Below are 21226 nucleotides of genomic sequence, written 5' to 3' on the forward strand. Positions count from 1 at the left end.
CCTTGCATTCAACCCGGGCCCGTGGTCTATCGACGTTGACAGCCTCTTAACCATGACGGCACTAAAATCCGTCTTGTAGGGGCTGCAAACGCGGACAAGTTGCCGATTCAAAACGGTATTTTCTGTTATCCAGATTGGCGGCTTTGAACCTGAACAGGCGGCAGTAAGTGAAGGGTCTACCGTCTCAGGGATCGGGTTTTATCCGGTCCAAGCGCTTCAGCGCATTTTACGCAAGCATTTTAGCAAAAAATGCGGCGTGTCTTGCTGTGTCTGCGCGCAGATTTCTGCCTTTATTCATCGCTTTGCCGTTGTTAGGCCTACCGGTTCCCGTAAATGCCGTTGAAATCTTCGGCTGGAAGTTTTTTGAAAGCGCCAAGGAAGAAGCCGAAGCCGTTCCGGATCCAATCTCTTATCAAGCCGAACTGTCCGTTTCGGACGGTGACGATGGTGAACTGGCATCAGAGCTGACGTCTGCATCCTTGCTGGTCCGTCAGCAGGAAAAGCCCCCTTCTGGAGAAGCCGGTCTGATCGCCCGTGCTCTGTCCGACCGGGAAAGGTTGATTGCCCGCCTTTATGCCGCTGGTCATTATGGCGGAACGGTCGATATCTCACTGAACCGATTGCCGCTGGAATCGGCGCTGGAGCGCGCTGGTTTGCCGGATGCACGGCCGGTGAATGTCCGCATTCTCGTTAACCCGGGCCCGGCTTTTACATTTGGCAAAGTCTCGATCGAAAGCCGCAACAGCGAACTTTCGACCGACCCGTCATTCTGGGGTCTCGCGCCGGGCGACCCGGCCGGTTCCGGAAAGATCCTGAGCGCCGAAAAACGCATCGTTTCGCTCCTGCGTGGCCGGGGCTATCCAAAAGCGAAAATCGCGGAACGCCGGATAACAGCGGACCACGCCACGAAGACCCTGGACGCAACGATTGTTGCCGATGCCGGCCCGAAGGCCCGCTTCGGTGCTGTGACGGTATCGGGAACCGACGTCACCAAACCAGGTTTCGTGGTTCAGCAAGCCATGATCCCGGAAGGTGGCACTTATTCGCCCGAGGATATTGCGAGAGCCCGCAAGCGGCTGAATGATCTTGGTATCTTTTCATCCGTGCGCTTTGTCGAGGGCGATGTCGCGGGACCAGACGGCACACTGCCAATCACCATCGAAGTCAGCGAGCGTAAGCGCCATGTGATCGGCGCCGGGGCCTCTTGGTCCAGTTCGGAAGGGTTCAGTGCGGAGGCCTATTGGCGTCGGCGCAACCTATTCGGCGGCGGCGAAACCTTGTCTGTCGAAGGCTCAGTTGGCCGCATTGGATCGGAGAACATTTCGAAACAGGAATACTCTGCACGGGTGGCCTTTGAAAAGCCTGGTGTCTTGGGTCCCTTGACCAGCTTCTCAACAAGCTTTGAAGCCCGGCAGGAAAATCCGGATGCCTATATCAGCCGGACGATGACTTATGATGCATATCTGAGCCGCGAGTTCAGCGAGACGACACGCGGAAGAGTTGGCGCAGAAATTCAATATGCCGATGAAGAAGATGCATTTGGCGAAAACCAGTACCTGCTGGTTGGCTTGCCTGCGGATCTGACATTCGACAACCGCGACAACAAGCTCAATCCGTCAGAAGGCATCTTTGCTGCCGTGTTCGGCGAACCGGCCTATGACGCCAAAAACTCTAACGGAATGGGATTCCTGAAGGGCACGGTTTCGACCTACTACGCATTGGATGACGCCAAACGGTTTATCCTTGCAGGCAAGCTCTCTGCTGGATCGATCATCGCGCCGTCGGTGTCCGCCGTTCCTGCGAACCGGCGTTTGATTGCCGGCGGCGGTGGCTCCATTCGCGGATATGCCTACCGCAATGTCGGGCCACGTTTGAACGGCGAAGTTGTCGGCGGCCGGTCGCTCGTAGAAATGTCAGGCGAAGTCCGGGTCAAAATCACGGATAAGATCGGCATTGTCGGCTTTGTCGATGCCGGTAATGCATATGAAGACACCATTCCCGACTTTTCTGACGGCCTGAAGGTAGGCGTTGGTGCTGGCCTGCGCTATTTTACCCCCATAGGACCGCTTCGCGTCGACGCGGCGGTGCCGTTGGATCCGGAAAAGGATGATCCGGATTTTGCCCTTTATGTCGGACTGAGCCAGGCCTTCTGACGCCAATGCGTTTTTTAAAGCTCTCCTTGCGGATTTTCGGACTGCTTGCCGCGGTCGCCGTCGCAGTGCCACTGTTTGTAATTGTTTGCCTGCAATTCCCGTCGGGACGGACTTTGCTTTCAAATGTGGTCAGTGACCTTGCCTCAAAACCCGGACAAACTGTCGAGATTGAAGACCTCTACATCGGCTTTGGTCTGGATGCTTCGGCAAAAAGGATTGCGATTGCAGATGACACCGGCCTGTGGCTGGAAGCAGAAGAAATCAATCTCTCCTGGTCGCCGTCACATTTGTTGTCCGGCTCTTTGGATCTTGATGCCGTCGCGCTGAAACGGCTTGATTTCAATCGGTTGCCGCACTCTACAGACGCGGCCGAACCCAATAATGACACTGCAAATACATCCCAATCATCCTTTGGGTTGCCGTTCGACATTTCTTTGAATGCGTTGACTGTTAGAGAAATCAATCTCGGCGAACCAGTTCTGGGAACTCCAATAGCCATGGCGCTCACCGGGTCCGGGACAGCTGCGCTGGAGCCGGCGGTGTTTGCAGCCGAGTTGAGCGTCAAACGGATCGATGGCGTTGACGGATTTCTGACCGCGAGCGCAGAGTTTGCCCCCGAAGATGAAACACTAACCTTCGACATCAAAGCGTCTGAACCACGCGGCGGTATAGCGGCCCGGCTTATGGATGTGCCCAATCTGCCGGCTTTGGGTTTGACGCTGACAGGCAGCGGGCCGATTGATGATTGGGCTGCGGATCTGGCCATTTCCCTGGACGGACATCAAACCGTCTCTGGTAACGCGAAACTGACCAAAACCCTCGCCATCCGGAACCTGACCTTTGATTTGGACGGCGATCTTGCGCCACTCGCTCCGCCGGAAATTCAAGCGTTTTTGCTCGGAACCACACGTGCGACAGGCAGTGCGGATTTTTCATTGAACTTTGCGCCGTATGAAGGTGAGATTGATCTGAAAACGCAGACCGTCACACTGTCGGGCAAGGGGGAAATCGTTGAGGATCGGATCTCCGCGAAGGCCGATCTGACGATCAATGCAGGAAACGACGCGCTGATTGCCGTTGACTTCGACGGACGCCGCGTTGCTTTTGGCCCCGTTCACGCTCAGCTTTCTGCTGATGGCCCGCTGACTTCCGCCGACTGGACCGCGGAGGCCGGGCTGCAATCGTTTCAGACAACAGAAGCCCAGGTTGACCGACTCACGTTGAAAGCCAGCGGTTCTGGAGCGGACTTTACCCCCAATATACTCGCGACACCGTTCAACTTCGATTTGGATGTCCATGGGTTTCAGGGGCTGGCACCCGAGACACAGGCGCTGTCCGGCAGGCTTTCGGCCACAGCCAATGGCCACCTCAAGGCCGCTGAGAAGTCTGTCAATTTGGTGACATTGGATGTGAAATCCAATGTGGCCGACATTGGCCTCTCAGACACAGTCCTTTCGCAAGACAAAGCCGCTGGGAACGGGAATGTTTCTGTTTTCGATCTCGCGTTTCTATCCCAATTGGCGGGCCGTGATCTCGGAGGAGCGCTTGCAGCCAACATCTCGTTTGATGTTAACCCGACCGCACTCTCCGGCACGGCCGAGTTTTCTGCTGCCGGGAACGATATAAAAACTGGCGTGCGCCAAGCAGATGCCCTCTTGCACGGCAAAACCGATGTCACCGGATCGATCGCACTCAACGGTCCAACGTCGATTTCAATCCAGGATTTGTCGGTCAAAAACGCCACTCTTAACGCCACAGCGGCCGCCGATTATTCAAATGGTGCCCTGACATCAAATCTGTCCCTGTCTCTGCTTGAGCTCGCCCGAGCCGATCCCCAGTTGGGGGGCGCCCTTGATTTGAGCGCTAAAACCACCGGACCAGTCGACAAGCTTGAAATCTCGGCGTCCGCCCGTTCAAAACAAATTCTTTTGGCCGGGACGCCGCTCGACAATCTGGATCTTAACGTCGACGCGATTGCCGACCGTACAGCGCCGTCTGCGGATATCAAGGGATCAGCCGATCTCAGCGGCCAGAATGTCTCAATTGATGTGGATTTGACGAGTGATAAGGGTTCTGCCGACCTTGATCCGCTCGCCATACGCCTTGCGGGCAACAGTGTGACCGGCGCTCTTACCGTCTCAGATCTGGATAAGCCGCTGGAGACCTTAAGCGGTGCGTTGAAGATTGATGCACCGGACCTGGCGTCAATCTCGCCGCTGGTACTCACAGATCTCAGCGGCAGCGTAAAGGGAACGCTGACGGCGGATCCGGACAAGACCAAGCTCCTGCTGGATCTGACGGGCGCCGATATCGACATCCCGTCCCTCAGTCTCGGGTCTCTCAGTTTAAAGGCGGATCTGACCCAGCCATACGATCCCAGAAGCCTTTCCGCCCATCTTCAGCTCACTGATCTCATCACACCGGCAACACCTGTGCGCAGCGCTGATATCACGGCCCGGCCAGCCGGCGACGGCACTGCTTTAAATGCGGATGTAAAACTCGAAGAAGGTGCTGAAGATGGCCTATCGCTGTCCGCGCACCTAAGCCAACCTTCGGCAGATAGCTATACGCTGGCCCTCAACCAGCTGGCACTGACGTACCAAGGCATCAAGAGCCAGCTCAAACACCCCGCGGCGATCCGCTATACAGACGGCACGGCGGACATTTCGCCGTTGGAGCTGGCTCTTGGCAAAGGATCTTTGTCGATTTCCGGCTCTGCGGGTCAAACACTCGGGCTACAGGCGGCTCTCAATGCAGTCCCCCTCTCGCTTGCCAACGCCTTTGTTCCGTCCCTTGATATCGGAGGCACCCTTTCAGGCTCAGTTTCTGCAACCGGCAGTGCCTCGGATCCGCAAGCGGACTGGACTTTAACCGGTGCTGGCCTGACTGCCGCCCCGCTTAAAGCAAATGGCCTCTCCGCTCTGGGGCTATCGTCCACCGGGACGCTCAAAAACAATCAAATCAACCAGCAGACCAAACTCACCGATGCCAGTGGCTTGTCGGTCAGTGCAGACGGCCGCATTGGTCTCAAATCGCCTCAGCCAATTTCGCTCTCTGTCGCGGGAACTATCCCGATGGCAGCCCTGAGACGCCCGCTGTTGGAAGCCGGGATCCGGGCAGATGGCGGTGTCTCCTTGAAAGGCACCGTGGGTGGCAACGCCCAAGCGCCTGCCTACACTCTCACGGCAGCCCCTTCGGGCTTAAAAATCACCAGCTTGTCGACCGGATTGACCGTGCAAAACATCCGGGGCTCTGCTGCAATCACTCAAGACCAGGCCTCTTTGAACGGCATCGCAGGTGATCTGGCAACAGGCGGATCGCTGTCGGCGACCGGAACGGTCGGCATGAAAAATGGATCTCCTGCCAATCTAACCTTGGCGCTTGATAGAGCCCGCTACATTGATCCCGGCCTCGTCAATGCCGAAGTCGATGCCAAGATATCCGTGACAGGGGCCCTGGCATCAGCCTCCGCCGCACCGCTGATTGGTGGAACGGTCACCATCAACAAAGCCGATGTTTCCATACCGGAGTCGCTCCCTGGTGCGATCGCGCCTGTGGAAGTGCGCCATCTGCATGCGTCAGCCGCAGTCCGCCGGCAGGCAGCCGAATTGGGCGGCGGTAAAAAGCAAAGCGCTACAGAGCAAAAGAGCAATCCCCCCCGCCTCGACGTCCTGGTCTCAGCACCTGGTCGGATTTTTGTTCGCGGCCGGGGTCTCGATGCGGAGCTGGAAGGCAATCTTAAAGTGGTGGGTACTACAGCGGATCCACAAGCCGTCGGTGCGTTTTCGCTGCGCCGAGGGCAATTCGACATCCTGACGCGACGTTTAACCTTCTCGTACGGGCGGGCAACCTTCGAAGGATCGATGACGCCGGTTCTCGATTTCGCCGCCACCTCAACGGTCAGTGACACCACCATCACGGTGAAAGTCTCCGGCGATGCCGACAATCCGGAAATTAGTTTCTCATCTTCGCCGGAACTTCCACAAGATGAAGTCCTTGCCCTGTTGCTCTTCGGCAAACGGGTGGGCAATCTTTCGGCATCGCAAATCGCCCAGCTTGGTGCTGCGATCGCCACGCTGACCGGTGGCAGTGACAGCGGTCCGCTCGCCCAAATCCGCAAGTCGCTCGGTCTCGATGCGATCGATATCGACACCTCCGGCGAGGACGGGCCTTCAGTTTCCGTCGGCCGCTATATCAACGACAACATCTACCTCGGTGTTGAACAAGGCACCCGCAGCGATTCCAGCCGGGTCAAAGTCGATATCGATCTCGACCGGGGATTAAAGGTTCGCGGCGAAGTCGGTGCAGACGGATCCTCAAAGGCGGGTATCTTTTTTGAACGTGAGTATTGAGGCGGCAATGGATTTTGGGGCCGTTTCTGGTTGTTTTCCGTCAAAACGCGTCAACTGCCACCGGTATTTTTAGCAGTTTTGCAGCAGAAAACCGCCACCCAGCTTTCTTTTTGCGACAATTCGCCTCCGGCCTGTTGCGGTGCACACCCAGAACGTGCGAGGTTCGCGCCATGACCCATCTTCACAAAATAGACTTGCCATCAGAGCCACAGGAATCCGTTTATCCCGCGGTCGAAATGCCTGAAGACAACGGATCAAATCACATGTCAAACCGCAGCAGCGACTACACTTTGGGTGAACGCATTTGTAAGGCACGCGACATCGCTGGTCTTTCGACCGCTCAGCTCGCCCGGCGCCTCGGCATCAAAACTGCAACAATGCACAGCTGGGAAAGCGACCGGTCCGAGCCGCGTTCGAACAAATTGATCCTGCTCGCCGGTATCTTGAACGTCAGCCCGACTTGGCTGCTCGTTGGACGCGGCTCTCCGCCCGTTGCAGAAGATGCAGCTGCTGATATCGACAGCATGCGCGTTGCCCTCGATCGGATCCAGAAACAAGCACAAGCGCTTGCCGACGAGATTTCCGTCCTTCAAAGCCGTCTCGGCGGAAGCTAATCCAGCCTTCTGCTCCCGATATTTACGGTCTACCGCCCAGCCAGGCGCATCAAGTCTTCTTAAATTGCGCCGGCGGGCAAAGCCGTTTTCCCGTGCCTTTTCCTCAGGGAGAGAGCCGCCGGTTACCAGGCGGCTACGCGCCATCTGATATTGCTGTTTCAATAAACGACAGCGCATGCCCTCAGAAATCTTGTCCTTATGCAGCAGGGCATTTGTAGGTTTCATATAAAAGCCCCCGGACATTGATTTTTCACGTGCGAATGGTCTTGCCAGACCCTTAGGCGAGCGCCTATCACATTGGCACTTAAGACCGGCACGCATCCGGATCCCGCCTCTTTAGCCACGGAGTTCTCCATGTCTCTCAACCCAGCGCTTTTGAAACAGCAGGTCTACATCGACGGTTCCTGGCAGGATGCCGACAGCGGCAAAACACTGGATGTTACCAATCCGGCGACCGGCGAAACCATCGGCACCATTCCGTTTTGCGGGCGGGAGGAGACAAACCGGGCAATTGCGGCGGCCCACAAAGCCATGCCAGCCTGGAAGGCCATGACTGCAGAAGCGCGCGCCACCATCATGCACAAGCTGTGCGATGAGATCATGGCCGTGATCGACGATCTCGCAGTGCTCCTGACCACAGAGATGGGCAAGCCGCTCGCGGAAGCCAAAGGCGAGATTGCGCTTGGCGTCAAATACATCCGCTTTTTTGCCGAAGAAGGCAAACGCATTTACGGCGACACCATCCCCTCCCCTTGGGCTGACCGGCGCATCCTGGTGACCAAGGAACCGGTTGGTGTCGTTGGTTCGATCACGCCCTGGAACTTCCCGAATTCGATGATCGCCCGCAAGCTTGGCGCTGCCCTTGCTGCGGGCTGCACCATGGTGATGAAACCGGCTGAATTCACACCGTATTCAGCGTTGATCTACGGCATTCTGGCTGAAAAAGCCGGTGTCCCGGCCGGTGTGATCAACATCGTCACCGGTGATGCTCCGGCAATCGGCGAGGAAATGTGCGAAAACCCGCAGCTCAAAAAGATCACCTTCACCGGATCGACCCGGGTCGGCAAACTGCTTGCCGGCAATGCTGGCAAGAACATGAAGAAGATCTCCATGGAGCTTGGCGGCAATGCGCCCTTCATCGTCTTCGATGACGCGGATCTCGACAAAGCAGTTGAAGGCGCGATCGCGTCGAAATTCCGGAACTCCGGTCAGACCTGCGTTTGTGCCAACCGGCTTTATGTCCAGGCAGGTGTCTATGATGCCTTTGCCGCAAAGCTGAAAGACGCCATCGCAGCCCAGCTGAAAACCGGCAACGGCCTGGAAAGTGGCAGCACACAAGGCCCGCTGATCAACGAAGCCGCTTTGGACAAGGTCGCCGATCACGTGGCAGACGCGCTCGCCAAAGGCGGCGAACTTGTGAGCGGCGGCAAACGCAGCGACGGACCGGGCACGTTCTATGAGCCAACCCTCATTACCGGCGCCACCGCCGACATGAAGGTGGCAAGCGAAGAAACGTTTGGACCGCTGGCAGCGCTCTTCAAGTTCGATACGGAGGCAGAAGCCATCGCCCGCGCCAACGATACAGAATATGGCCTGGCATGCTATTTCTTCACCAAGGATCTCGGCCGTACGTTCCGCGTCATGGAAAACCTCCAGTACGGCCTTGTGGGCGTGAATGAGGGTGTGATCACCACAGAAGTCGCCCCCTTCGGCGGTTTCAAGGACAGTGGCATCGGCAATGAAGGCTCAAAATACGGCCTCGATGACTACCTGAATATCAAATACAGCTGCCTAGGCGGTTTGGGGCTCTAACTCTAAAGGCGTCGTAACTGGTCTTTGACCGGATAACACAGGAAAAAAGTGGAAGAAAAGGTTGCCTACCCGGCAGCCTTTTTTGCAAAGAGCGGCACCAGCGCCAACAGCGCTGCCAAACCGGCAAAGGCTAGCGTCAGTCCAATTGCATCGGCAATGAAACCGATTGCGGCCGGGCCAAGCAAAATCCCGGCATATCCGGCGGTCGCGACGACCGCAATCGCCTGACCGGATGGCATCTGCCGCTGCCGGCCGGCAAGGCTGAACAGCACCGGCACGATATTCGACGCGCCGAAGCCAATGGCCAGAAACCCGATCATTGCTATAAAAATGTTTGCCCCCAAGGAGGCCAGTAGCACTCCGGCAATCGTCAAAGCGCCACCCCAGAACAAGGTGTTGCGGCTGCCCACAGCTGCAACGAACCGGTCTCCGAACAATCGGCCGATCATCATCGCAATCGAAAAGACCATGAACCCGATCCCGCCTTCTGAGATTGCCACAAGACCCTTTTCGGTGATCAGCAGAGCGCTCCAATCAAGGACCGCCCCTTCGATTAGAAATGTTATTGCAGCCAGAGCTGCCAGCAAAAGGATGGCACCGGGCGGGATACGCTTTCGGCGTGTCGTTTCATCGGCCAGGCCTTTGCAATCCAGAAGGTTCGGTCCTGCAAACAGCAAGATGAGTAACGCAAGGCCTGCCGTCAGCAGCGCCGCAATGGGCGGTGTCAGGCCAATCGCCAGAAACAGTGTCATACCACCTGCTCCAACAAAACCGCCGACACTAAACTGAGCATGAAAACCGGACATAAGCGGCCGTTCAGAGGCGCTTTCAACCACAACCGCGTGCGAGTTCATCGCCACTTCCAGAAGCCCTAGAAAGCCACCGATGAGAAACACCGCGGCGATCAGCGACGGGACAGAGGCCAGCACGCCTAAAGCCGGAAAAACGACGCACAGCCCGGCACCGCCATAAAGGATCACGTTTCTGGCGCCAAACCGTGTGCACAGCCCTCCCGCCAATGGCATGAAAACCACAGAGCCAATCCCTAGGCATAATAACAATAAACCGAGACCGGCCTCATCCAGCCCGGTGCGCAATTTGGCAAAGGGGATCAGCGGCGACCATGCGCCCATGATGAAACCAGGTACAAAAAACACCATCCGGGTGGCCAGGCGGGTTTCCGGCCGGTTGCTGGACACAGCAGCAGCGCGTGCAGTCATGACGATGTCCCTCCGGCCCGGTTTCTAGGCTCATCAGCGAATAGCAGTGTGTTTGTCCCACTGGAATAGTTTTCGCGCTCGGCCAAGGGCACGTCAGGCTCCAGAACAAGATAATCCACCTGTTCGAATGCAGCGACCTTATGCGCCAGGCATGTACCCAGTTTTTCGCTGGTGACCAGTGCGGCGCATTGGGAACTGTTTTTGAGCACCGCCCGCTTCAAGGCAGCCTCTTCGCCGTCATGAATGCTCAAGCCGGTTTTCCGGCTCAATCCGCATGCCCCCAGGAATGCCAGGTCAAACCTGTAGAGCGACACATCAGCCACCGCACGCACTCCAGTCATACCGCCGATCTGAGGATTTAAGAGACCTCCGAGCGCATAGACTGTGATCCCATCCCGCTCCATCAGTCGGGACAGCACGGGAACAGAATTGGTGACAACCGTCAGATCTAGATCATCCGGCAGCATGCCCGCCAGGGCGGCATTTGTGCTGCCGGCATCGAGATAAAGGCATTGGCGTTTGGTGATCAGTGGCAGGGCGGCTCTGGCCAAGGCTCGTTTTTGCCCCTGCCCGCGCTCAGCCCGTTCTGAATAAAGGCTTGGAACCGGCCGGAGCGGCATTGCCCCGCCGTAGACTTTTTCGCACAGCCCCTCGGCCGCGAGTTTTCGCAGGTCCCGCCGGATGGCGTCCTCGGAAACGGAAAACTCTCGGGCAAGATCGGCTGCAAACACCGGCTCACCGCCATCCAGGATTTTCAAGATCGCAGCGCGCCGTTGCTCTGGCAAATGAGAAACATTGGACATAAACACGCACTAACATGCACAAACATGCGCATCAATATGCAAACTCACTTGATCCAAAACTCAATTTCTATGAAATGTTAGTCGGGAGTATTTTTGTAGCCAAGACGATCAATTCATGGCTTGGCGACATTAGATACTCAAGCGCATTCCTTTATCATAAGGTTCAAGTCGCTGGCGCTCATAGGTTTTGCGAAGAGATACCCCTGTCCGATCCGGCAACCCAAATTGGTCAGTGTTCGGGCTTGCTCTTCCGTTTCAACACCCTCCATAACCGTTTCCATCCCGAATGCGTCCGCCATGTGAAGGACAGCTTCAATCAGGGCGACGTCTTTCTTGTTCTCTGAAACATTGGTTATGAACATTCGATCCAGTTTGATTTTGGAAAAAGGATAGTTCGGGATGTAGCCAAGGGACGAATACCCAGTACCAAAATCGTCCAGCGAAAAACGGCACCCCATTTCCCGAAGTTCCTCCATGCTTGACCGGAGGTCGATCGTCTCGTCGATAAAAAGGGATTCCGTTATCTCCAAATCGAGGCGTTGCGCCGGAAACCCGCTGGTATGAAGGGCGTCGTGAATCGTCGACACAATGTCGCCGCGGCTAAACTGAAGAGCCGAAACATTGATAGCCAACCGGATGGAGCTTCCCCAAGACGCTGCTTCGCGCATTGCCCTGTTGAGGACCCAAGTCCCCAATTCGACGATAAATCCATTCTCTTCGGAGATCGGAACAAACTCTGCAGGAGAAATCTCGCCAAGTTCGCCATGACGCCACCTAAGAAGTGCCTCAACACCAATGATGTTTCGGGTCTGCAAATCAACAAGCGGCTGATAGAACATTCGCAGTTCATCTCGAGAAATGGACTTGAAAAGCTCCATTTCCAATTCTCTCCGTCGATGCAGTTCCTCATTCATTTTTGGCTGAAAGGTTACAACCTCCACACGCTCATTTCTCCGCGCCCGCGCAAGAGCATTCCCCGACTTTTTCAGGAAATCATCAACCTCAAAGGTACCGTCATCAACGATATAACCGGCATTCAACTGAACGGCTATTCGCGACCCTTCAATCATATAGTCCTGACTAAATACCTCGCGAATTTCTTGGACGACGCCACCATAAAATGCTGAGTTTTCACGTTCAGGAAAGGCGCCTGCAAAGACATCCGCCGTGAGGGCGCCCCAAGTGTACCGCTGACCGAAATGCCGCTGCAGCCGTTGCGCAATTGCGGATCGCAACATGTCGCCATAGGAATAGCCCAGAGAAGCAATAATCTGATCAAGATTGGAAATAGCAACTTGGACCATACAGAACTGGTCTCCGGAAGCTCGCATCTCTGTAACGCGCTGCGCGACCACCTCTTCGAAGCCATTGCGGTTTACCAAACCGGTGACAGGGTCATATTTGGCGAGATAAGACAGCCTTTCGGTGGCTTCCTGTTGTTCGGTAATATCCCTGCAGGTCAGGCAGGCCAGAGCTTCCGTTTCTTGTGTCTTGCCGGTCGTTCGTCCTTCAATCGCTTTTTCCGAACGGGTGACCACATATTCAATAATCCGGTGGTTACCGTTTTCATCAATCAAGCTCATTTGCTTAGGTACTGGCCGGATACCGATGGGCAGGGACAAAACCGCCACAGCTTCTTCAACCAGCTCGTCAGGCAGCGCTTTTCCACCTTCCTCTCCGGCTACGTCATTCAGTCCAAAAAGGCTGCGGGCGACTTGGCTTGATGCCGTAACATTCCCTTTACGATCCAGCACAACGATCGCGTCGAAGCTATCGTCGAACACTTGTCCCAACATCCGGATACTGTTCCGTTGCCGGATTTGATAGATCTGCGACAATAGTTTCCGCAGCCCAAGCTCCCGGAAAACAATAATGATCGCCGATAGGAAGAGAAGAAGCTGCGCGCTTGCTGTTGAGATCTGAATAGGGCGTTCCTGCAAGATCAAATAGCTGGCAACTTCCAATGAAATCGATGCCAGAAGCAAAATTGCGATCTTGATCCCCAGACCTTCTGCTTTGCTAAGCATGAACAGTAAGAATATGCAGAAGACTGCAACGACTGCCAGCACATCCCCTTGAATTTGAAGGGCCCGGTCTTGCAGCAGCGTTTCGGCACCCAGTGCCTGAATGACAGCCCCCGGCAGCATGCCAAAGACTGGCGTTGGAAATAGATCTCTTAACTCCTGCGCGCTGGCACCGATGATAACTTTTTTGCCAAACAACTGTGTAATCGGCACGTTTCCATTCAATACGTCAATCATGGAAACGGTTGGGATCTGATCTATAGCTATGCTGTAGTCGAGCCAAAATGAACCCGAAGCATTGCCCGAATACTCACCCAAGTACGCAGCGGCGGAGACCTCCTGGTTACCGCTCAACTCGTAGCCATAAAGATTGCGCCAGATCCTGCTGTCAGCTTCCACCGGCACCATGACAACAACGGGCCACGCGACATCCAGAAACTTGTCAATCGGTTGATTTAGGACTTCTTTGCCGGTCGATTGAGAGCCACTTGCTGCTTGCCGAAAGGCAGCCAGGCTTACGTTACCGGCTTTTTCAATTGCATCCGCGAAGATCGCGTCTTCAGCGTGATTGGAAACGGAACTGAAGTCGATATCAAAAACAATATCCGACACATCCATTTCGGTGAGCTGGTTGATCAGCCTGGCGTACGTGCTGCGTGGTACTGGCCAGACGCCGAGCTCATCGAGACTCCGGGCATCAATATCGACAAACACGATATCCCCGGATACCGGGCGGTTCGAGGCCGAAAACCGCTGCTCCCATATCGTCCGGTCAAGTGCGTCTGTGATGCCTGAAGACCGAAGAGCCAAAAGGCCAGTCAGCATAACCAGCGCAATCAACAGCGCGCTAACCGTCCTTTTGTACCAGACCTGATTTGACCTAATGCGCATAGCGTAGCTTAGCTCTCGCCACTGGAGCCGTTGCCGTTTCCGTTGCCGCCGGAATTGCCGTTACCATTCCCGTTGTTACCGGAATTGCCGTTGCCATTCCCATTGTTACCGGAATTACCGTTGCCATTCCCATTGTTTCCGGAATTGCCGTTGCCATTCCCATTGTTTCCGGAATTGCCGTTGCCATTCCCATTGTTACCGGAATTGCCGTTGCCATTCCCGTTGTTGCCGGAATTGCCGTTGCCATTTCCGTTGTTTCCGGAATTGCCGTTGCCATTTCCGTTGTTGCCGGAATTGCCGTTGCCATTTCCGTTGTTGCCGGAATTGCCGTTGCCATTTCCGTTGTTTCCGGAATTGCCGTTGCCATTTCCGTTGTTGCCGGAATTGCCGTTGCCATTTCCGTTGTTGGCGGAATTGCCGTTGCCATTTCCGTTGTTGCCGGAATTGCCGTTGCCATTTCCGTTGTTGCCGGAATTGCCGTTGCCATTTCCGTTGTTTCCGGAATTGCCGTTGCCGTTGTTGCCGGAATTGCCGTTGCCATTTCCGTTGTTTCCGGAATTGCCGTTGCCGTTGTTGCCGCTGGATTCCCCGTTCCCCGAAGACCCATTTGCGCCGCCATTACTGCTGTTTCCGCCACCTGCATTGGTGCTGGTGCTTTGTCCTTGGGCATTTGCAGAGCCTCCGGAGAAAATACCGCCGAAAAGCCCGCCGGACCGATTAGTATTGTTCGCTGGTGCTGTATTCGGTACAGTTGGTGTATTGGGAGCCACAAAGGTTGAAGCCCTTGGCGTTCCTGGCGATACAGCCGGCGCATTGATGCCGGAGACAGACAATCCGGCTTTATTTCCAGGAGCGCTAGTCGCTGTATGTCCGGCGCTTAATGAAGCCCGCTGACCTGTTGCAAGGTCCGAGACTTCCACCAGTCCCCGCTGAACAGAAACCCGCGCTTCGCGGGAGCTAACTGAAACTCCAAACTTTGTGCCCTTTACAACAGCCGCCAAAAACGGCGTTTCGACAGTAAAATGTGGGCGGCGCCGTTTTTGAACATCAACTGTTACTTTGCCTTTGCGCTGCAGCAGCGTCGTTTTGCCGTTTTGGCTGCGATATTTTGAGATTGCGAACTTGGTGTTTGGACCCACGGAAATTGTTTCTGAACCGCGGGCAATCAGAGCCCGGCCGTTTGACCGTGTAGCCATGGTGTATCCAGGCTCAAACACCATCCCACGCTTGACCCGGAATGCCTTCACTTGAGGCGCGACAAAATAAACGACCCCGGACACGCGTTTTACAATCCACTGGGCACGCGCATCCGCTGACCCGGCAAGAAAAACTACAAAAGAAAACACACCAACCGCCAGTAGCGACGCAGTTTTTTGACAAATGCCCCTTACAAACGACTTCTTCTCAAAATTGCAAAACTTTGCAACCACCACCAAACACATCCCAAGTTACGAAGAGTGAACTTGAAATGAATATGCATTGATAAATTTAACACTAAGTGAAAACCACTTCGCAAAGCTGAAAACAAAATAAGAACACCGCTACTGCGCAGGCGCCAGCAGGCTTTCTTCGACGGAGCGGAACACATCGACATGGTCAATGTTCATCTGTTCAATGCCGCAACGGATGGCCAGTTCAAACACTGACCGGTCGTTGCCATCATAGAAAAGCTGCGTGATCAATCCGGCCTCTCGGGCAGATTCAGCAAGGTCCACATCAAGATTATGCGCCTGAAACTCCAAAATGGCGGCCCCCTGGGCAACTGCCCGCTCGACCGACCCAACATGATCGAAGAGCACCATCAACCGGAGGTCCGGTACGCGGGCCCGGGTCTCGGCGCGAATTGCCTGATCAAACGAAAAGGTCCAGGCAGCTTCCAGCATGTCCCGGGCTTGCAGCATATCGCGTACCTCGGCCGGATCCCCTTCCTTGATTTCCGCATAAACAGCAATCCGGCCTTTGCAGGCATCCAGAAACGATGAAAACCGGGGCACCCGCTCACCAGCAAAGTCTTTCGAAAACCAGGACCCGGCATCCAGCTGATCAATCTCGGAGGCAAACATATCCCCGAAACGCCCCGAGCCATTTGTCGTGCGGTCCACCGTTTCGTCATGATGGACATACAAAACTCCATCGCGCGATGGTCTCACATCCAGCTCGACCACCTCCACACCATCTGCGATTGCCACTTCAAGCGCAGCCAGGGTGTTTTCCGGGGCTTTCAAACTTGCACCACGATGGCAAACGATGGCAGCACGTTTCACAGTTTTACTCCTGAGGGTTCGAACGCACAGTTACACAGGTGTTCAAAGGGAAAAACACTTCCGAAGAAGCTCAGTTTCTAGGCCGTGTGGGCGAACTGGAGGTGTATTTCGCCGGGATTTGCTGCGTTCAAGATCAAGAAAATCTGGTGCAGGTGATGCTGGTGCATCATCAAGGCGGATTTTCGCAGAAGATTGGGCGCTGCAGGCCCGGGCCTTCGGGTGAGGCAAAGCACAGCAATCTGACGTGGACTGCCCCTTGACCGTATCACTGATACGCTCTGCAGGTCTTTCCACGTCATCTTTCGCCCTTTGCTTCACGAAATGCGCCTCTAATTCGTCCACACGGCCTAGCCATGCCTGAAAACCTTGATGGCATCATGACATCTGCGAAGATCAGGTTTTTCTTTAAAAAAAACAAGCAGCTATTTGCAATAGAGAGCCAACTCACCGAGGTTTCCGGCCATTCTTTGGCGGTTTCCATCCAGGTTTTCCGCTCTTTTTGGCTTCCCGATTCGTTCGACGTCTAACAATCGAACATCAAATCACAAATTGTTCACCCAGCGAAAACAGTCAGTCAAATTGCACCACGGAAAAATCACATTAAGTGAACCATCAGCGTTCCAGACGAGCGTCTTCGACATTTTCTTGATGAGGTTCAAACATGATCCGTCTTGCGACATCCGCTTTCGCGCTTTCCCTTCTGGCCGGCACCGCCTTTGCCGAACCGGTGGCCTTCGACTTCGACAAGTCGCACTCCAACCTGTCGTTCACCTACAACCACCTGGGATATTCGACCACCGACGGCCGTTTTGGCGACTGGGATGGGACGTTGAAGATCGACAAGGAAACACCAGCGAATTCTTCGGTCGAATTCACCATCCAGATCGGCAGCCTCGACACCTTCTGGGCGGACCGTGACATCCATTTGAAAAGCCCGGACTTCTTCGATGCGGCCAAGTTCCCGGAAGCCACCTTCAAAAGCACCAAGGTCGCACAAACCGGTGAGAAACAGCTTGAAGTCACTGGCGATCTGACCCTGAAAGGAATCACCAAGCCGGTTACTCTGACCGTCGATGTCACCGCTATGGGCGAACATCCAATGGCCAAGAAGGAAGCTGTTGGTTTTGCGGTCAGCACCGTGATCAAACGCTCGGACTTTGGCATGGACATGTTCGTTCCTTACGTGGGGGATGACGTCACAATCACGTTCCACACAGAAACGCTGACCACAACAGCAACGAACTAAACAAACACCGGGAAGTCTATCTGTAGACTTCCCGCCTGTTCCCTGAGGCAACGTCATGTACCGCAACACGCCCACCGGCTACGGCCGGATCGCCATTACGTTCCACTGGCTCATGGCTATGCTTATCCTTGGCATGCTCGGGTTTGGTCTTTATCTCGACCGACTGCCCCAATCAGATCCGCGATTGTTTGGACTTTACCAGTTGCACAAATCGTTCGGGTTTGTGGTGCTGGCGCTCGCTGCGCTGCGCCTGGTCTGGCGCCTGCTCAATCCGTCCCCGAAACTTCCGGACGGGATGCCTGTCTGGGAGCGGCTGGCCGCCCATCTGGGCCATATCGGACTATATGCCCTGATCTTTGCCATGCCGATCACCGGCTGGCTGATGGTGTCGGCGTCACCCTGGGGCATTCCAACCGTAATCTTCAACACCCTACCGGTGCCCCATCTGCCCTATCCGGAGATGCTTGGCACCAAAGAACAGGCAGAAGGCTTCTTCAAAGCGCTGCATGCCTATGGCGCCTACCTGTTGATCGCCTTGATCCTTGTTCATATCGCCGCAGCACTGAAGCACCACTTCATCGCCCGGGACGATACTTTGAAACGCATGGTATCGACCGAACCCGCTCGCAGTTCCGATGATCTATTTTCTGAGAAAGCCGACGCATGACACTGAAATTTCGCATTTTTGCTGCAGCAGCATTTTCTCTTCTGGCAGCCCCAACCGCGATAGCGGACGTTTGGACAGTCGATCCGGCACAGAGCACGCTGGCCTTTGAAGTTCAGCAAGGTGATACGGCCCTGACCGGGACCTTCGGCACTTGGTCCGCAGCCATAGACTTTGATCCAAACGCGCCGGAAAAGGCTCAGATTTCGGCAAGCATCCAGGCGGCCAGTGCCACCACCGGCAATGCCCAGTTCGATGGCACGCTGCCAAATGCAGACTGGTTTGATGTGGCCGCGTTCCCAGAAGCCAAGTTCATTGCAAGCGATGTCGAACGCGTTGAAGGCAACAGCTACCGGGCGACCGGCACGCTCGACATCAAAGGCCTTTCCCATCCGGTTGTTCTGGATTTCAAGCTTGATATCGACGGTGATATCGCCAAGGCCTCGGGCACTGCGACACTGAACCGGCTCGACTACAACCTTGGATCGGGTGTCGCCACCGATACCGTCAGCGATGCTGTCTCCGTTACGCTGGATTTGACAGCCACACGCTGACCAGCGGTCTAATCTGGGTTGCCGGTTTAACTGCGCGAAGCTGCCAGGCCGATGCCGCTGGCGACGAACAAGCCGCCAATGGTTTTTTGGACACGTGCCATGATCCGCCGCGATAGCTGAAGCGCACTTAACCGGCTGCCCAGGCAGCCATAGATCATGGCGACCGAAAACGACACAATGGCGATCACACCCACCATTCCGGCCAACTGGCTGCTCGCGGTTCCGGTCGGATCCAAAAACTGCGGGAAGAGCGCCGTGAAAAACACAATTGCCTTGGGATTGGCGGCTGCGACCAGAAATCCGCTCCGGAACAGGCGGAGTATCTGATCTGCCTCTGACCGGCTGGTCTGGTTGAGCTCAACTGCAGCGGCGGAACTGCGCCACATGGTAATCCCGAGATAGACCAGATAGGCGGCGCCAACATATTTGATGGCCATGAACAGGACTGCGGATTGGGCCAGAACAAGCCCAAGCCCGGCGCAAGCCAAAATGGCTTGTAATACTGACGCACAGGCGTTTCCAGAAGCCGTGCCAAGCGCCCGCTTCCAACCGAACTGTGCCCCGTGAGTAAAGGCCACCAGGGTACTTGGTCCTGGAATCAGTGAGGTCGAAAAGACAGTCACGGCAAACAAAGCCCAAAACGCAAAATCCATAAAGCCCCCAGCATTTCCTCAGACCAGCCGCTTCAATACGCTGGAAATCGATACACATTATCTATTTCACAGTCCGCCCGGCAGCTCAACGCTACGGACAGGAAACCGGAAACATCAAAATAATGCGTCTAATGGCGCCTTGGCCTTTTTGAAACTATTGCTTATGAACACGCCACAGACCTTTGCCAGGGATCGGCTTTCAGCCAGACCCAGCCAGATCAGGAAGGCTTTCCGCATGAACGCGCCCGTTACCCCGCCCGAATATCATCACAGCTCCCTTTTCCCGCAAGGCGAAGACACAACGCCCTATCGCAAGCTGACATCGGACTATGTGAAAACGGCCGAGTTCAACGGCGAAGATGTTTTGATGGTGGAACCGGAAGGCCTGCGCCTTTTGGCCGAAGAGGCGTTCAAGGACATCAACCACTTCCTGCGTCCAGGACATTTGGAGCAACTTCAAAAAATCCTCAATGACCCGGAAGCGACAGAAAACGACAAGTTCGTTGCCTTCGACCTTTTGAAGAACGCCAATATCGCCTCCCACGGCGTTTTGCCGATGTGCCAGGACACCGGCACGGCGATCATCATGGGCAAAAAGGGCCGCCGCGTGTGGACGTCCGGTGGTGATGAAGCCGCGCTGGGGGAAGGTGCGCGCGATGCCTATTTCAAAAAAAACCTGCGGTATTCGCAGCTGGCGCCCATCTCCATGTTTGAGGAGAAAAACACCAAGAACAACATGCCGGCGCAGATCGAGCTCTACTCTGAAGGTGAAGACGCCTACAAGTTCCTGTTCATGGCCAAGGGCGGCGGGTCTGCCAACAAGACCTTCCTGTTCCAGGGCACACCATCGCTGCTCACCCACGACCGCATGATCGAGTTCTTAAAGGAAAAGATCCTGACCCTCGGCACCGCTGCCTGCCCGCCATATCACTTGGCAGTTGTCATCGGTGGCACATCGGCGGAGATGAACCTGAAAACGGCAAAATACGCCTCTGCCCGCTATCTCGACGGCCTTCCGACCGAAGGCTCGGAAGACGGCCATGCCTTCCGCGACCTGGAGATGGAAGCCGAGATCCATAAGATGACCCAGGCGACCGGCGTCGGTGCGCAGTTCGGCGGCAAATACTTCTGCCACGATGTGCGCGTGATCCGCCTGCCGCGTCATGGTGCGTCCCTGCCGATTGGGCTGGCGGTGTCCTGCTCCGCCGACCGTCAGGCGGTCGGAAAAATCACCAAGGACGGTATTTTCCTGGAGCAGCTGGAAATGCATCCGGAAAAATACATGCCGGAAGTGACCGACGACCATCTGGGCGGTGATGTGGTCGAGATCGATCTGACCAAGCCGATGTCCGAGATCCTAGGTGAACTCACCAAACACCCGATCAAGACCCGCCTCAGCCTGACAGGCACCTTGATCGTTGCCCGCGACGCGGCCCACGCGAAACTCCGCGAGCGGCTGGAGGCCGGCGAGCCCCTGCCCGACTACATCAAGAACCACCCGGTCTATTACGCAGGTCCTGCCAAAACTCCGGATGGCATGCCATCCGGCTCTTTCGGCCCGACGACAGCGGGGCGGATGGATGCTTATGTCGATCAGTTCCAGGCCGCGGGCGGATCCATGGTGATGCTCGCCAAAGGCAACCGCTCCGCGCAAGTGCGCCGCGCCTGCCAAGCCCATGGCGGCTTTTATCTAGGCTCCATCGGCGGCCCGGCTGCCCGTTTGGCCCAGGACTGCATCAAGTCGGTTGAGGTGGTCGAATTTGAAGAACTCGGCATGGAAGCCGTTTGGAAAATCGAAGTCGAAAACTTCCCTGCTTTCATCGTCGTCGACGACAAGGGCAATGATTTTTTCAAAGAGCTGAACCTGAGCTGACGTAATATGCGGGGTGATTTTCCCGTCACCCCACCATCCCGGGCTCGCCCCGGGACCAAATTTTTTGTTGCAGGTCCCGGCTCGCTGGCCGGGACGGATATTA

The 21226-nt window shown here is 55.5% G+C and carries 14 protein-coding genes; 8 read left to right on the forward strand and 6 right to left on the reverse strand.

Features of this window, described 5'->3' with window-relative positions:
• Window positions 1–266: 266 nt before the first annotated feature.
• From FJ695_RS19510 to FJ695_RS19525, 4 genes are all read left to right on the forward strand, one after another.
• The gene (locus FJ695_RS19510; protein WP_209010733.1) at window positions 267–2153 is read left to right on the forward strand and encodes an autotransporter assembly complex family protein; all 1887 of its coding nucleotides are present in this window, start codon (window positions 267–269) and stop codon (window positions 2151–2153) included.
• 5 nt (window positions 2154–2158) lie between these two features.
• Complete coding sequence (locus FJ695_RS19515; protein ID WP_141186994.1) at window positions 2159–6505, forward strand: translocation/assembly module TamB domain-containing protein; 4347 nt, start codon at window positions 2159–2161, stop codon at window positions 6503–6505.
• Between the two features lie 263 nt (window positions 6506–6768).
• Window positions 6769–7119 carry a helix-turn-helix domain-containing protein gene (locus FJ695_RS19520; protein WP_209010734.1) on the forward strand — a complete coding sequence of 117 codons (351 nt, stop codon included), beginning with the start codon at window positions 6769–6771 and terminating at the stop codon, window positions 7117–7119.
• A 354-nt stretch (window positions 7120–7473) separates the two neighbouring features.
• Window positions 7474–8931 (forward strand): NAD-dependent succinate-semialdehyde dehydrogenase, encoded by a 1458-nt coding sequence (locus tag FJ695_RS19525; RefSeq protein WP_141186996.1) that lies wholly within the window; start codon window positions 7474–7476, stop codon window positions 8929–8931.
• Between the two features lie 65 nt (window positions 8932–8996).
• Here FJ695_RS19525 and FJ695_RS19530 read toward each other — a convergent pair whose 3' ends face one another.
• The 5 genes from FJ695_RS19530 to FJ695_RS19550 form a co-directional block, all read right to left on the reverse strand.
• Window positions 8997–10151: an MFS transporter gene (locus tag FJ695_RS19530; protein ID WP_141186997.1), complete on the reverse strand. Its 1155-nt coding sequence runs from the start codon at window positions 10149–10151 to the stop codon at window positions 8997–8999.
• Complete coding sequence (locus FJ695_RS19535) at window positions 10148–10954, reverse strand: DeoR/GlpR family DNA-binding transcription regulator (protein ID WP_141186998.1); 807 nt, start codon at window positions 10952–10954, stop codon at window positions 10148–10150. The genes FJ695_RS19530 and FJ695_RS19535 overlap by 4 nt, the downstream gene beginning before the upstream one ends.
• Before the next feature lie 137 nt (window positions 10955–11091).
• Window positions 11092–13869 (reverse strand): EAL domain-containing protein, encoded by a 2778-nt coding sequence (locus tag FJ695_RS19540; protein ID WP_209010735.1) that lies wholly within the window; start codon window positions 13867–13869, stop codon window positions 11092–11094.
• 8 nt (window positions 13870–13877) lie between these two features.
• A complete protein-coding gene (locus FJ695_RS19545; RefSeq protein WP_209010736.1) occupies window positions 13878–15215 on the reverse strand; it encodes a FecR family protein in 1338 nt (445 codons plus the stop codon).
• A gap of 195 nt (window positions 15216–15410) precedes the next feature.
• Window positions 15411–16133: a glycerophosphodiester phosphodiesterase family protein gene (locus FJ695_RS19550; protein WP_141187000.1), complete on the reverse strand. Its 723-nt coding sequence runs from the start codon at window positions 16131–16133 to the stop codon at window positions 15411–15413.
• Between the two features lie 661 nt (window positions 16134–16794).
• Here FJ695_RS19550 and FJ695_RS19555 point away from each other — a divergent pair.
• Genes FJ695_RS19555 through FJ695_RS19565 form a run of 3 tightly spaced genes read left to right on the forward strand, consistent with a single transcriptional unit; the run spans window position 16795 to window position 18597 of the window.
• Complete coding sequence (locus FJ695_RS19555) at window positions 16795–17379, forward strand: YceI family protein (RefSeq protein ID WP_141187001.1); 585 nt, start codon at window positions 16795–16797, stop codon at window positions 17377–17379.
• A gap of 55 nt (window positions 17380–17434) precedes the next feature.
• The gene (locus FJ695_RS19560) at window positions 17435–18046 is read left to right on the forward strand and encodes a cytochrome b (protein ID WP_141187002.1); all 612 of its coding nucleotides are present in this window, start codon (window positions 17435–17437) and stop codon (window positions 18044–18046) included.
• Window positions 18043–18597: a YceI family protein gene (locus FJ695_RS19565; protein ID WP_141187003.1), complete on the forward strand. Its 555-nt coding sequence runs from the start codon at window positions 18043–18045 to the stop codon at window positions 18595–18597. The genes FJ695_RS19560 and FJ695_RS19565 overlap by 4 nt, the downstream gene beginning before the upstream one ends.
• Before the next feature lie 26 nt (window positions 18598–18623).
• Here FJ695_RS19565 and FJ695_RS19570 read toward each other — a convergent pair whose 3' ends face one another.
• Window positions 18624–19250, reverse strand: coding sequence for a LysE family translocator (locus FJ695_RS19570; RefSeq protein ID WP_141187004.1), 627 nt, complete (start codon window positions 19248–19250; stop codon window positions 18624–18626).
• Between the two features lie 235 nt (window positions 19251–19485).
• On the opposite strand from FJ695_RS19570, the gene FJ695_RS19575 reads away from it, so the two are divergent.
• Window positions 19486–21123 (forward strand): fumarate hydratase, encoded by a 1638-nt coding sequence (locus tag FJ695_RS19575; protein ID WP_141187005.1) that lies wholly within the window; start codon window positions 19486–19488, stop codon window positions 21121–21123.
• The last annotated feature ends 103 nt before the right edge of the window (window positions 21124–21226 follow it).

Source organism: Labrenzia sp. PHM005 (genome assembly GCF_006517275.1).
GTDB lineage: Bacteria > Pseudomonadota > Alphaproteobacteria > Rhizobiales > Stappiaceae > Roseibium.

Excerpts from the sequence above, each read along its gene's own strand:
- FJ695_RS19560 (WP_141187002.1), top strand. The coding sequence starts at position 17,435 with ATGTACCGCAACACGCCCACCGGCTACGGCCGGATCGCCATTACGTTC.
- FJ695_RS19530 (WP_141186997.1), bottom strand. The coding sequence starts at position 10,151 with ATGACTGCACGCGCTGCTGCTGTGTCCAGCAACCGGCCGGAAACCCGC.
- FJ695_RS19570 (WP_141187004.1), bottom strand. The coding sequence starts at position 19,250 with ATGGATTTTGCGTTTTGGGCTTTGTTTGCCGTGACTGTCTTTTCGACC.
- FJ695_RS19540 (WP_209010735.1), bottom strand. The coding sequence starts at position 13,869 with ATGCGCATTAGGTCAAATCAGGTCTGGTACAAAAGGACGGTTAGCGCG.
- FJ695_RS19565 (WP_141187003.1), top strand. The coding sequence starts at position 18,043 with ATGACACTGAAATTTCGCATTTTTGCTGCAGCAGCATTTTCTCTTCTG.
- FJ695_RS19575 (WP_141187005.1), top strand. The coding sequence starts at position 19,486 with ATGAACGCGCCCGTTACCCCGCCCGAATATCATCACAGCTCCCTTTTC.
- FJ695_RS19555 (WP_141187001.1), top strand. The coding sequence starts at position 16,795 with ATGATCCGTCTTGCGACATCCGCTTTCGCGCTTTCCCTTCTGGCCGGC.
- FJ695_RS19525 (WP_141186996.1), top strand. The coding sequence starts at position 7,474 with ATGTCTCTCAACCCAGCGCTTTTGAAACAGCAGGTCTACATCGACGGT.
- FJ695_RS19520 (WP_209010734.1), top strand. The coding sequence starts at position 6,769 with ATGTCAAACCGCAGCAGCGACTACACTTTGGGTGAACGCATTTGTAAG.
- FJ695_RS19535 (WP_141186998.1), bottom strand. The coding sequence starts at position 10,954 with ATGTCCAATGTTTCTCATTTGCCAGAGCAACGGCGCGCTGCGATCTTG.
- FJ695_RS19515 (WP_141186994.1), top strand. The coding sequence starts at position 2,159 with ATGCGTTTTTTAAAGCTCTCCTTGCGGATTTTCGGACTGCTTGCCGCG.